Source organism: Phyllobacterium sp. RCAM01083 (assembly GCF_055685835.1).
Window position 1 is genome coordinate 411519 of record NZ_JBVFZN010000003.1, and the last position, 12326, is coordinate 423844.

Consider the following 12326-nt stretch of genomic DNA (forward strand, 5'->3'; position numbering starts at 1 on the left):
TCTGGTCCCGATGCGCTCCGGCACAGGCTCGGTACAGACAACGACATGAGGGCAACATCGTACCATGCGTGACCATGCACACGCTTCCACCGTTGAAAACGTGGTCACCGCCATTACCGCGCGCGTCCGCTCAGGCAATCTGGCGCCAGGCCAGCGCCTGACGGAAAGCGAATTCACCCAGCGCCTCGGTGTATCGAGGTCGACGGTCCGGGAAGCCTTTCAGCGCCTGGCTTCCGACGGACTCCTCGCCTTTGAGCCCAATCGCGGGGTGACGGTCAGACAATTGTCGCGCAAGGGCGTGGATCAACTGTTTCAGGTTCGCGGGGCGCTCGAGGTCCTGGCGGTTCGTCTGGCCGCTCCGGTCATCCTGGCAGAGCCGGCAAAACTCCAGACCTTGCAGATGCAGCTGGACGATGCGGTTTCCGGCGGCGATATGCAGCGATTCTCGGATCTGAACCAAGAGTTTCACGGCTTGTTCGTGACACGCGCCGGCAATGCGCTTCTGGCGGAAACCCTGCGACGCCTCAACAACTCCATCTACTGGCTGCAGTTCCGCATGCTGGTTCACCGCCAGGAGGTGTTGAACTCCAATGCCCAGCATCAGGCATTGGTGAGCGCCATTCTTGACGGACAGGTGCAACGCGCCGAGGCCATCATGCTCGACCATATCGAAGCGTCGCGCGCACTCATACAGTCGCTGACCGACGACCATTTCACTGCTGACTAGGAATAAAGGCCTGCCTCCTACACGAAGAGGGATTGCTTCGCGAGAATTGTCTGACAATATAAGCGGACAATATGCGAGGATTTTTACCATGAGCGAAGCCAAGCCCACGGCCTACCAACCCATTCCCCTGCCGGACTATCAGGAATTGCCCGTCGACCTCATGCGCCGCAATGCGCTTGATTTCTACGAGGAAATTCGCCGTCGTCATACCGTGCGGGATTTCGATACAAGGCCAGTGCCCCGGGATATCATCGAAAGCTGCCTGCTTGCGGCGGGAACGGCACCCAATGGCGCCAATCATCAGCCATGGCATTTTGCGGTCATCGGCGATCCCGACATCAAGCGGCAGATTCGCGTTGCTGCGGAAGAAGAGGAGCAGGCCTTCTATGCCGGCCGCGCCGGCGAAGAATGGCTCGAAGCCCTGGCACCGCTGGGAACCGACAGCAGCAAACCCTTTCTCGAAGACGCTCCCTGGCTTATCTGCATATTTGGCGAGCGAAAGAGCCGCTCTGCCGACGGGGTATTGCGCAAGAATTATTACGTGCCGGAATCGGTCAATATAGCAACCGGCTTTCTCATCGCAGCGCTGCACAAGGCCGGGTTGGCCATGCTGACCCACACGCCCAACCCCATGGGATTCCTGAACGAGATTTGCGGGCGCCCCGCACAGGACAAGCCCTATATCATGATGGTTGTAGGTTACCCCAGTCCCGGCGCCACCATTCCGGCGCATGCGACGGAAAAACGGCGGCTGGAGGATATCGCCACTTTTCTATGATCCCATTCAGATCGGGCTAGGACGCCTTCTGCTGGCGATGCCATTTTGACTGCAGAATGAACCAGAGATCCGGCATGATGCCGAGCGAACGCTCTATGCGCACGGCGATGTCGAGCGTGATGGGGTGCTGGCCGGCGATGATCGCGTCGATGGTTTCCACGGGAATGTCGGCGGCCCGGGCGAATCTCTCGCGTGAAAGCCCATGCGATCCGATACAGGCCGCCAGATGCTCGCCGGGATGAACGGCCCAGTGCGGATTCCATTGATCAGTTGTGGCGCGCATTTTCGTCACCGATTCCGTTTCGCTTCGGTGAAGGATTCCTACCAGCGCCTCATGTCAGACCGATGTAAAAAACATGGCTTCAAAGTGGCAAGTTGTGAACAAAAGTTTCAGCCGCAACACGTCTGATTCCAAAGGGTTAGCCCGTACGCGCATGCCCACAATTTGAGCAGAAACATAAATGCTCAAAATACCATCTTGACGTCATCGAAAAAATACCGTCGACTGAACCAATATCACAATTGGTCCGGACCAATACCGCATGGCAAGCAACCAGTCCCAGGAAAACTCGAACTACGCGCTTGACCGGTTGCGCCGGCTTCTCGCATCCGACGAATTTGGGAAAGACGGCAAATTGCCAACGGAACGCGCGCTGTCGGAATCACTCGGCGTCAGCCGCCGCTCGGTCCGGCGGGCACTGGAAGTGCTGGAGGCTGAAGGCCGGATATGGCGCAGGCAGGGTCAGGGCACATTTGCCGGACGCGAACCTGATAGCTGGGGCGAGCATGTCGATACCATTATCGCCGGCACGAACTTCATGGAAATCATGGAGGTCCGCTTGAGGATAGAACCGCAGCTGGCACAGCTCGCGGCCATGCGGGCCAAGAAAACCGACATCGACCGCATGCGTGAACTGGCGCTGAAATCGCGCGAAAGCCAGGATGCCGACTCGCATGAGCTGTGGGATGGATCGCTGCATCGGCAAATTGCCCAGAGTGCCGGCAACCAGTTTTTTCTGACCATCTTCGATGTGGTCAACCGGGTGCGCCAGGATGAAGCCTGGCAGATCATCCGTGAGCGCGCGCGCAGCGGCAACAACGCCGCGGTGACATCCTTTGACCACCACTTAGCCATCATCGATGCCATCGAATCCCGCGACCCGCTGAGGGCGGGCGAAGCTATGCGCCAGCACTTGCTGATGCTGCAGGAATGGCTGATCCGCCTGACATCGCTGGACGGATTTGAAACGAAACAGCCCGGATAAGTGCCGCAAGCACAGACCGCCATCGCGATAAGGACCGGAAGATAACCGGCCATCAACACGGAACAAACAAGCGGATTTGACCGCTCTGATGAAAAGAGGAGAACTTCAATGCAAAAGACCAGACTTCTTGTAAGCCTGCTAGCCGGTATTCTCATTGCTGTGCCTGCGGGTGCCAGCGAATTGCGTATCGGCCTTCAGGACGATGCCGATGTCCTCGACCCGGCACAGTCGCGCACCTTCGTCGGCCGTATCGTCTATACGGCCCTGTGCGACAAGCTGGTCGATGTCAGCCCGACACTCGAGATCGTGCCGCAGCTGGCGACGGACTGGAAATGGTCCGATGACGGTTCCGAATTGACCATGAACCTGCGCAAGGACGTGGTTTTCCACGACGAGACGCCGTTCAATGCCGCGGCCGTCGTCGCCAATATCCAGCGCTCGCAGACATTGCCGGAATCCCGCCGCAAGAGCGAATTGTCTTCCGTGAAGAGTGTTGAGGCAACGGGCGACTATCAGGTCAAGTTCACCCTCAAAAGCCCTGATGCATCCCTGCTTGCCCAGCTGTCGGATCGCAGCGGCATGATGGTTTCGCCAAAGGCCGCGGCGGAACTGGGGGCAAACCTCGGCAGCAAGCCGGTCTGTTCCGGTCCCTTCAAGTTTGTCGAGCGCGTGCAGCAGGATCGCATCGTGCTCGAAAAATTTCCGCACTACTGGAATGCGGCCAATGTCTTCATCGACAAGGTGACGTTCCTGCCGATCCCGGACTCGACCGTGCGTCTCGCCAACCTGCAGTCCGGCGATCTCGACATGCTGGAACGGCTCGCCGCCACGGACGCTGCGGCGGTGAAAGCGGATTCGAAGCTCACCTATGCCGATGCGATCGGTGTCGGATATCTGGCCATGATCGCCAATGTGGGCAACGGGCCGCTTGCCGACAATCCGTTCGGCAAGGACAAGCGGTTGCGGCAGGCCTTCTCGCTCGCCATTGACCGCGAAGCTGTCAATCAGGTTGTTTATGAAGGCACGTCGGTTGCCGGGAACCAGCCCTTCCCGCCCAACAGCCCCTGGTATGACAAGGACATTCCTGTACCGGCCCGGGATGTCGAAAAGGCCAAGGCCCTGATGAAAGAGGCTGGGTTTGCAACGCTCGACATAGAATTTGCAACCCCGAACAATCCGGTGACCATGCAGAGAATGCAGGTTATCCAATCGATGGTTGCGGAGGCCGGGTTTAACGTCAAACTGAAGGCAACGGAGTTCGCAACGCTCCAGTCAGAACTACCCGCCGGAAAATTCCAGTTTGGCCATGCCGATTGGTCCGGACGTGTTGATCCCGATGGCAATCTGCGCGAGTTTGTCACCTGCAAGGGTGCCATCAATGATGCCAAGTACTGCAATCCTGAAGTGGACACCCTTCTCAACGCGGCCCGCAGTTCTACGGATAACGCCGCGCGCAAGCAGAAATACGATGCGGCGGCGCGGATTCTCAATGACGATCTGCCCATCATCTATCTTGGTCATCAGGCATGGATCTGGGCCCTCAAGAAGAACGTCACAGGCTTTGTCCCCTCCCCTGACGGCATGATCCGCCTGCAGGGTGTCAAGAAGAGCTAACGAAACGGCTTGAAGCGAAGCTACAATATTCTGCAGCTTCGCCGCCAGGCGATGCGTCAGGATTTTCAGCCCATGTATACCTACATCGGAAAGCGGCTTCTGCTGGCCATACCGACACTGATCATCATATCGATCTTTGCATTCTCGCTGCAAAAGCTGCTGCCGGGCGACCCGATCCTAGCCATGGCCGGTGAAGAACGCGATCCGCAGGTGCTGGAACTCCTGCGCGCCAAATACCGCCTGAACGACCCAGTCATCGTCCAGTATTTCTATTGGGTCGGCTCCGCCCTCAGGGGCGATTTCGGCATATCCCTGCGGACCAACCAGCCTGTCCTTTCCCTGATTGCCGAAAAGCTGCCGGTGACCATTCAACTGGCTGTCATGGCCATGACGTTCGCCTTGGCCATCGGCGTGCCCATCGGAATAATAGCGGCGGTCAGGAAGAATACTGCCGTCGACTACATCGCCAATGTCGTCGCGCTCTCCGGCCTGTCCGTACCCAATTTCTGGATGGGCATCATGCTCATCCTGCTCGTGTCGGTAAAACTGGGCTGGCTTCCCGCATCGGGCTACGAACCGTTCTTCAAGGACCCGCTGCGGTCGCTGCAGACAATGATCATGCCGGCCTTCGTTCTCGGGCTGGCACTGGCAGCAACCCTCATGCGCCACACCCGGTCGTCCATGCTGACGGTCCTGAGTGCCGATTACATCCGCACGGCCCGGGCCAAGGGCGTTTCCGAACGATCCGTTATCCTGCGGCACACGTTCCGCAATGCGCTTCTTCCCATCATCACCATGACCGCGCTTCTCTTTGGTGAGCTGCTGGCGGGCGCCGTGCTGACGGAACAGATCTTTACCATTCCCGGTTTCGGCAAACTGATCGTCGATGCGGTTTTCAACCGGGATTACGCGGTTGTCCAGGGCGTTGTCCTTTGTACCGGGGCTGGCTTCATCCTGATGAATCTCGTCGCCGACGTGCTCTCCATCCTGCTCAACCCGAGAATGAGGGCCACGCTATGACGATGCAGCAGGCAATACCGGCATCGCCCCAGCAAAGCCGTTCAGGCAACCGTGCATGGAAAAAGCTGAAGGCGAACAGGAGCGCCCTCGCCGGGCTTCTGATTATCAGCGTTTTCCTGGTCCTCGCCGTCACGGCGCCGCTCTTGCCCATAGCGGATCCTGTTGCCACCAGCTGGTCGGCCATCCGCAAGGCTCCCTCCGCCGCGCACTGGCTGGGAACCGACGATATCGGCCGGGACATTCTTTCGCGCATGATCTGGGGTGCCCGCGCCTCGCTGATGGCCGGTGTATTCTCCGTGGGCATCGCCGTTGCCGTCGGCGTGCCGCTCGGGCTGATATCCGGTTATTTCGGCGGCTGGATCGACATCATCATTTCGCGCATCACCGAGGCATTCCTTGCCATGCCGTTCCTCATCACGGCCATTGCGCTGGCCGCCTTTCTCGGACCAAGCCTTGGCAATGCGATGATCGCCATCGGGTTTTCCGCCATGCCGCTGTTTGTCCGGCTGACCCGCGGACAGGTGCTGACCGTGAAAACCGAAGACTATGTGGAAGGGGCGCGCTCCGTTGGGCTCGGGCACTACCGGATCATCACCCGCTACATCCTGCCCAACGTGTTCTCGCCGCTGCTCGTACAGGCGAGCCTGACCATCGCGACCGCCATCATTGCCGAGGCCAGCCTGTCCTTCCTCGGACTTGGGCAGCAGCCCCCCGCGCCCAGCTGGGGTTCGATGCTCAATGTCGCCAAGAACTTCCTCTCCCAGGCACCCTGGATGGCCATGTGGCCGGGTGCCGCCATCTTTCTCGTTGTTATCGGTTTCAATCTTCTTGGCGACGGCCTGCGCGACGCCCTCGATCCGCGCGAAGCATAATATCTGAAAGGACAATGCAATGACCCGTTTCACCACCCGACCCGAGATTCTTGGAACCTTTGGCGTTGTGACATCGACCCACTGGATCGCCACCGCCGTTGGCATGAGCATTCTGGAAAAAGGCGGCAATGCGTTTGATGCGGCCGTGGCGACAGGCATGGTTCTGCAGGTGGTGGAGCCGCATCTGAACGGCGCAGGCGGTGACATGCCGGCAGTCTTCTACTCAAAGAAGAAGAACAAGGTCGAAGTCATCTGCGCACAGGGACCGGCGCCGGCAGGCGCGACAATCGACCATTACAGGCGCGAGGGTCTGGACCTGATCCCTGGCGACGGCCTGCTGGCCACCGTCATACCCGGCGCATTCGATGGCTGGATGCTGATGCTGCGCGACTATGGCACGATGTCGGTACGGGACGTGCTGGAACCGGCGATCTACTACGCCGAGAACGGTCATCCGGTTCTGCCGCGTGTCGCCGCGACCATCAGCGGTTTGGGCGAGTTTTTCCGCAAGGAGTGGCCGACCTCCTTCGCCACATGGCTGCCGGGCGGCACGGCACCGGCGCCGCACGCCAATTTCAGGAATCCGGTCCTTGCAGCAACCTGGAAACGCATCATTGCCGAAGCCGAAAGCAGGAAGGAACGCGAAAGCCAGATCGAGGCAGCGCGCGATGCGTTTTATCGCGGCTTCGTTGCCGAGCATATTGCAGACTATCTGCACAGCGCCGAAGTCATGGATGCCAGCGGCAGTCGCCACAGGGGAGTCCTGACCGCTGACGACATGGCGAACTGGCACGCAACGATTGAAGCACCGCAAACCTACGATTACCACGGCTGGACCGTTGCCAAGACAGGCCCATGGGGCCAGGGACCCGCCCTGCTGCAATCGCTTGCGCTGCTGAAAGGCTTTGACATTGCGGCCATGGACCCAAACGGCGCGGAGTTCGTGCACACGGTGGTCGAGGCAATGAAACTCGCCTATGCGGACCGGGAAGTCTACTACGGCGATCCAAAGCATGCCGATGTGCCGATAGACCATCTTCTGTCTGATGCCTACACGGATGAACGCCGCAAGCTGATCACGGGAGAAGCCTCCCGCACGCTTCAACCCGGCAGGATACCCGGCTTTGACGCGCAGTATGACCTGACCATGCATATGTTGAAAGGCATGGGCGGCGGCGTTGTCTATGAGCCGACCATGGCGCACCTGTCGGAAAAGCGCGGGGATACGGTCCATATCGACGTGATCGACCGCGAGGGCAATCTGGTCTCCGTCACCCCGTCCGGCGGCTGGCTGCAATCTTCGCCCATCATTCCCGGTCTCGGCTTCTGTCTCAACTCGCGCGCGCAGATGTTCTGGCTGCGGGAGGGCCTGCCGACATCGCTTGCGCCCGGCAAGCGCCCCCGCACGACGCTTACCCCCACCATCGCCCTTTTCGAAGGACGGCCGGCCATGGCTTTCGGCACCCCCGGCGGCGACCAGCAGGACCAATGGCAGCTGCCGTTCTTCTTGCGCCACATCCATCACGGCCTGAACCTGCAGGAAGCAATCGACCAGTCATTGTTCCACACGGCGCATTTCCCAAGCTCCTTCTATCCGCGCACGAGCGAGCCTGGAAACATCACCATCGAGACCAGTATCGGAACAGATGCGTTGAACGCACTCAAGCAGAAGGGCCACCTGATCACCCCCGCAGACCCGTGGACCGTGGGCCGTCTGACCGCGGCGAAACGCGAAGCGGACGGGCTGTTGCGTGCCGCTGCCACCCCGCGCCTGATGCAGGCCTATGCGGCAGGACGCTGACAGGATGACGGTGAACCCTGTGACGGCTCCTTCAACCAACCACTCTTCCGGAGAGACAGCCAAACCGGTGCTGTCTGTCGAAGGGCTCACCACATCCTTCCTCGTCGACGGCAGTTGGAAAAGCGTGGTGCGCGACGTGTCCTTCGAGGTCATGCCGGGCGAGACCGTCGCCATTGTCGGTGAATCCGGTTCCGGGAAAAGCGTTACATCGCTCTCCGTCATGCGTCTGCTGGCAAAGGCAACCAGCCGCATCGAAGGCAATATCGTTCTCAACGGCAAGAACCTTCTTTCACGCTCCGACCGGCAGATGCGCGATATCCGCGGCAACGATGTTGCGATGATCTTTCAGGAGCCGATGACCAGCCTCAATCCGATTTTCACCATCGGGCGGCAGATCTCGGAAGCCTTGACCTGTCACCGCGCGATGACACCGGCGGAGGCGCGGGCCGAAACGATACGCCTGCTGGAAAAGGTCCGCATTCCCAATGCCGCAGCGCGCTTCGACGAATATCCGCACCAGTTCTCCGGCGGGATGCGCCAGCGGGTCATGATTGCGATGGCGCTTGCGAGCCGCCCGAAGCTCCTCATTGCCGACGAACCGACAACGGCCCTCGATGTGACGATCCAGGGACAGATTCTCGATCTGATCAAGGTCCTGCAGGAAGAGGAAGGCATGGCGGTCCTCTTCATCACCCATGATATGGGTGTGGTCGCCGAAATCTCCGATCGCACCATTGTGATGTATCGCGGCGAAGCGGTCGAGAGCGGCCTCACCGCCGATATCTTCCATCGCGGCAAGCATCCCTATACGCGGGCGCTGCTTTCAGCCGTGCCTCGCCTCGGTTCAATGAAAGGGCAGCACTGGCCACTGCGCTTCCCTATTGTCGACATTCAAACCGGTGAGACCACCGTTCCAGCCCCGGTGGCCGATACGGTCGACAAGCGCAAAACGCCGATCCTTGAAGTCAGGAACCTGACCACCCGTTTCGATATCCGTTCAGGCTTGTTCTCGCGCAAGACCGGCGCGGTTCACGCGGTCGAGAACGTGTCATTTGACCTGTTCCAGGGCGAGACACTGTCCCTTGTCGGCGAATCCGGTTGCGGGAAGTCGACCACCGGCCGGTCCATCACCCGTCTCGTGCAGCCCAACAGCGGCGAGGTGATCCTCGACGGTACCAATGTCCTCAACCTTGACCAGATCGCCCTGCGCACCATGCGCAAGAGCATCCAGATGATCTTTCAGGATCCCTTCGCCAGCCTCAACCCGCGCATGAGCGTCGGCGCGACCATCGCAGAGCCGTTCATCGTCCATCGGCTGGGAACCCAGAAACAGGCCCGCGAGAAAGCCGTGGATCTGCTTGAGCGCGTTGGCCTGTCCGCCGACATGTTCTCCCGCTATCCGCACGAATTTTCCGGCGGGCAGCGCCAGCGCATTGCCATTGCCCGGGCACTTTCGCTCGACCCCAAGGTCATCGTTGCGGACGAATCCGTTTCCGCGCTCGACGTGTCGATCAAGGCGCAGGTGGTCAATCTGCTCCTCGACCTGCAGCAGGATTTCAACCTGTCATTCCTGTTTATTTCGCATGACATGGCGGTCGTCGAACGGGTGAGCCACCGCGTGGCCGTCATGTATCTCGGCGAGATTGTCGAGATCGGGCCGCGCGCGGCGGTTTTCGATAATCCCCAACACGCCTATACGAAGACACTGATGAATGCCGTTCCCGTGCCTGATCCGGCGCGGCGGGCCATCAAACGCAACACCGTAATCAGTGAGTTGAAAAGTCCGGTGCGCCCGGTCGGCTACAAAGTACCGCAGCGTGACTATGTGGAAGTGACGAAAGGCCATTTTGTTCAGCGGTGAGCGGATGTCTTGCCTCGTGCCCCCGTCGCCATGCTGTACTCGCGTCAAAATCGGTGCAACGACCCAAACTGACTCATCTATCCTTCAAGAAGGCCTCTGCAGGGACTCGATTTCAGTATCGGGCCAACCTTGTCGAAAAACTGTTTGAAGACGCGTCAAACCATGAGAATATGTAGCCAAAGCGAGAGCTGTCATACTCCGGAATGCGCATGATACTATAGATGCGATTTGAACGAATATCATTGTATTTATTGAATAATATTATCAAAAGTGCAGGCAAAGCAGATTTAATTTCTGCATGATGGACTAGCACGGCGCTCTTGGCGGCCTATCCAGCAAGAATTATAGCAGATCCGGACTGTACGTGGATAAGTTATTTGCCTTTCCCCCCCCTCCCCTTCCATGGGTGGCATGCCCCGGCGCCCATCATGAGGGCCTCCCGGCACTCCTATTTGCGGATGGGAGTACCGCCCAATCCCCTCGTCTGGCATTGCAAGTTGCTGGACGGTTGCTAGGATCGCGACCATGACCGCAGCACCCAGACCCATCTTGATTGGCTACGCCCGCGTCTCGACGGAAGAACAGGCCAATGATGCCCAGCTTCTGGAATTGAGGGCCGCGGGCTGCGGCACCATCTTCGAAGAGCATGGCTCGGGTGCATCGCGCGCTCGTCCCGTCCTCGCCCGCCTCCTGCGGGAGATCAACCGCGGTGACGTGCTGGTCGTGGTACGCCTCGACCGGCTGGCCCGGTCCGTCAGTCATCTCCTGACTGTCATCGAACAGCTGGAGGAAAAGGGTGCGCATTTCCGGTCGCTGCATGACCCCATCGATACCTCGACGCCGCAAGGCATGTTTTCCCTGCAGGTTCTCGGCGCCGTGGCCCAGCTGGAACGCGCCCTGATTTCCGAACGTACCAAGGCGGGGATCAATGCCGCCCGTGCGCGGGGCAGGCTTCCCGGCAATCCCGGCCTGCGTGAGAAGCAGCCCGAGGCATTGGCAAAGCTCTCCGCGGCGCGCAGGCGTGGCCATCTGGCGGACCTGACGGCTGGGATGTCATCCTGGCTGCCCATCGTGCGGCGCATGCGTCCCGAATACCCCTGGGACGAGGTGGCTCGCAGCCTGCGCCATCAGACCGGACAAATCTGGAATGCCGACCGCTTGCGCCGTTCGGTACGACTGCTGGTCAATGAGGGGCTTGCGGATGCGCGCCTGATAGCCCCCTCCCCTCGCCGCACGCCGGAGGATCGGCTGATGATGCTGGTGACCGGCATTGCCAATGCCAACCCGGATTTGACCTTGCGCGATATCGCCGGTCAGCTTGAAGCCATGCACGAGCGGACGCCGCGCGGCGCAGCTCGCTGGGCGGCATCATCGGTCAAGAACCTCATGGACAGAGCACGCAAGCTCGGGCTCATCCGCGTCTGAACCCCATGCGCACAGGCATGCCCATGAAAGCAATCAGGCCGGAGACGATAGGTCCCGGCCCGATATCCAGTTCTGCAATGATTCCTGGGTGTTTCCCCTACCCCACGACAACCGTGGCTTTGCCAGGCACGCGACTATAGAGATCGATAATATCCTGATTGATGAGACGCACGCAGCCGGATGACATGGACTTTCCGATCGACCACCATTCCGGCGAGCCATGGATGCGATAGCCTGTATCGACACCATCCTTGTAGATGTAGAGCGCACGCGCCCCCAGCGGATTCTGCGGTCCCGGTTCCATGCCGTTTTCGAATTTCACCAGTTCAGGCTTGCGCTGGATCATCTCGCGCGGCGGCGTCCAGCGCGGCCATTCCTTCTTGTACTGGATGTTGGCGCGGCCGCTCCACAGGAACCCGGCCTTACCGATGCCAACGCCGTAGCGGATGGCATCACCGCCCGGCTGCACCAGATAGAGGAAACGCTCCTGCAAGCGCACGACGATTGTCCCCGGCTGCTCGCCTGTCGGGTCAACGACGATCTGCCGCCGGAACTCGGCTGGAACCTTCTGATAGGGAATCGCCGGGAGCGAATATGGCCCCTCCTGCACGGCGGCGTACATGACGTCGGGAACCGTGATGGATTTATCCACGCTGATCTGCGGCCGAATACTGCCGGTCGACATGGTGTCAACGCTCATGTCGGGAAGCTCGAATGTCTGCGAGCATCCGGATACGCCGAGAACTGCGAGGGAGCCTGCGCCCAGCAAGAGATGGCGCCGGGAGATGGCGGTAGTGTGCAGACTATGGTTGACTGCCTGATTACGCTTGGACAACTCGGTACTCGCTTACAACTGTGGCAATTGCGTAAAACTCTATGGAAGTGTGGTTTACAAAGAGTGAATCGCCCGCGATGTATTTTAACCATAAGGCGCGCGTGTAGGGATTCAACGGGTTGACAGCT

The 12326-nt window shown here is 59.7% G+C and carries 11 protein-coding genes; 9 read left to right on the forward strand and 2 right to left on the reverse strand.

Going from position 1 to position 12326, the window contains the following annotated elements:
• The first annotated feature begins 64 nt into the window (after positions 1–64).
• Both ACZ25R_RS03470 and ACZ25R_RS03475 read left to right on the forward strand, forming a co-directional pair.
• Positions 65–727, forward strand: a complete 663-nt coding sequence (locus tag ACZ25R_RS03470; RefSeq protein ID WP_472460052.1) for a GntR family transcriptional regulator — start codon at positions 65–67, stop codon at positions 725–727.
• An 88-nt stretch (positions 728–815) separates the two neighbouring features.
• On the forward strand, positions 816–1505 hold the full coding sequence (locus ACZ25R_RS03475) for a nitroreductase family protein (RefSeq protein WP_472460053.1): 690 nt from the start codon (positions 816–818) through the stop codon (positions 1503–1505).
• A 16-nt stretch (positions 1506–1521) separates the two neighbouring features.
• Here ACZ25R_RS03475 and ACZ25R_RS03480 read toward each other — a convergent pair whose 3' ends face one another.
• Positions 1522–1788, reverse strand: coding sequence for a HigA family addiction module antitoxin (locus tag ACZ25R_RS03480; protein ID WP_223614676.1), 267 nt, complete (start codon positions 1786–1788; stop codon positions 1522–1524).
• 259 nt (positions 1789–2047) lie between these two features.
• Here ACZ25R_RS03480 and ACZ25R_RS03485 point away from each other — a divergent pair, with 259 nt between their 5' ends.
• The 7 genes from ACZ25R_RS03485 (at position 2048) to ACZ25R_RS03515 (ending at position 11363) form a co-directional block, all read left to right on the forward strand.
• A complete protein-coding gene (locus ACZ25R_RS03485) occupies positions 2048–2770 on the forward strand; it encodes a FadR/GntR family transcriptional regulator (protein WP_472460054.1) in 723 nt (240 codons plus the stop codon).
• Positions 2771–2878: 108 nt separating this feature from the next.
• Positions 2879–4384, forward strand: coding sequence for an ABC transporter substrate-binding protein (locus ACZ25R_RS03490; RefSeq protein ID WP_472460055.1), 1506 nt, complete (start codon positions 2879–2881; stop codon positions 4382–4384).
• A gap of 72 nt (positions 4385–4456) precedes the next feature.
• Complete coding sequence (locus ACZ25R_RS03495; protein ID WP_464664769.1) at positions 4457–5404, forward strand: ABC transporter permease; 948 nt, start codon at positions 4457–4459, stop codon at positions 5402–5404.
• A gap of 2 nt (positions 5405–5406) precedes the next feature.
• Positions 5407–6276, forward strand: coding sequence for an ABC transporter permease (locus ACZ25R_RS03500; protein WP_472460142.1), 870 nt, complete (start codon positions 5407–5409; stop codon positions 6274–6276).
• A gap of 19 nt (positions 6277–6295) precedes the next feature.
• The gene (locus ACZ25R_RS03505; RefSeq protein ID WP_472460056.1) at positions 6296–8077 is read left to right on the forward strand and encodes a gamma-glutamyltransferase family protein; all 1782 of its coding nucleotides are present in this window, start codon (positions 6296–6298) and stop codon (positions 8075–8077) included.
• A 4-nt stretch (positions 8078–8081) separates the two neighbouring features.
• Positions 8082–9938 (forward strand): ABC transporter ATP-binding protein, encoded by a 1857-nt coding sequence (locus tag ACZ25R_RS03510; RefSeq protein WP_472460057.1) that lies wholly within the window; start codon positions 8082–8084, stop codon positions 9936–9938.
• 525 nt (positions 9939–10463) lie between these two features.
• Positions 10464–11363, forward strand: coding sequence for a recombinase family protein (locus tag ACZ25R_RS03515; RefSeq protein ID WP_472460058.1), 900 nt, complete (start codon positions 10464–10466; stop codon positions 11361–11363).
• A 97-nt stretch (positions 11364–11460) separates the two neighbouring features.
• Here the strand turns inward: ACZ25R_RS03515 and ACZ25R_RS03520 are convergent, their stop codons facing one another.
• Positions 11461–12165 carry a L,D-transpeptidase gene (locus ACZ25R_RS03520; RefSeq protein WP_472460143.1) on the reverse strand — a complete coding sequence of 235 codons (705 nt, stop codon included), beginning with the start codon at positions 12163–12165 and terminating at the stop codon, positions 11461–11463.
• Positions 12166–12326 lie beyond the last annotated feature (161 nt).

Bases quoted from the DNA above. Each gene is read 5' to 3' on its own strand.
- ACZ25R_RS03470 (WP_472460052.1), top strand. From the start codon at position 65: ATGCGTGACCATGCACACGCTTCCACCGTTGAAAACGTGGTCACCGCC.
- ACZ25R_RS03475 (WP_472460053.1), top strand. From the start codon at position 816: ATGAGCGAAGCCAAGCCCACGGCCTACCAACCCATTCCCCTGCCGGAC.
- ACZ25R_RS03480 (WP_223614676.1), bottom strand. From the start codon at position 1,788: ATGCGCGCCACAACTGATCAATGGAATCCGCACTGGGCCGTTCATCCC.
- ACZ25R_RS03485 (WP_472460054.1), top strand. From the start codon at position 2,048: ATGGCAAGCAACCAGTCCCAGGAAAACTCGAACTACGCGCTTGACCGG.
- ACZ25R_RS03490 (WP_472460055.1), top strand. From the start codon at position 2,879: ATGCAAAAGACCAGACTTCTTGTAAGCCTGCTAGCCGGTATTCTCATT.
- ACZ25R_RS03495 (WP_464664769.1), top strand. From the start codon at position 4,457: ATGTATACCTACATCGGAAAGCGGCTTCTGCTGGCCATACCGACACTG.
- ACZ25R_RS03500 (WP_472460142.1), top strand. From the start codon at position 5,407: ATGCAGCAGGCAATACCGGCATCGCCCCAGCAAAGCCGTTCAGGCAAC.
- ACZ25R_RS03505 (WP_472460056.1), top strand. From the start codon at position 6,296: ATGACCCGTTTCACCACCCGACCCGAGATTCTTGGAACCTTTGGCGTT.
- ACZ25R_RS03510 (WP_472460057.1), top strand. From the start codon at position 8,082: ATGACGGTGAACCCTGTGACGGCTCCTTCAACCAACCACTCTTCCGGA.
- ACZ25R_RS03515 (WP_472460058.1), top strand. From the start codon at position 10,464: ATGACCGCAGCACCCAGACCCATCTTGATTGGCTACGCCCGCGTCTCG.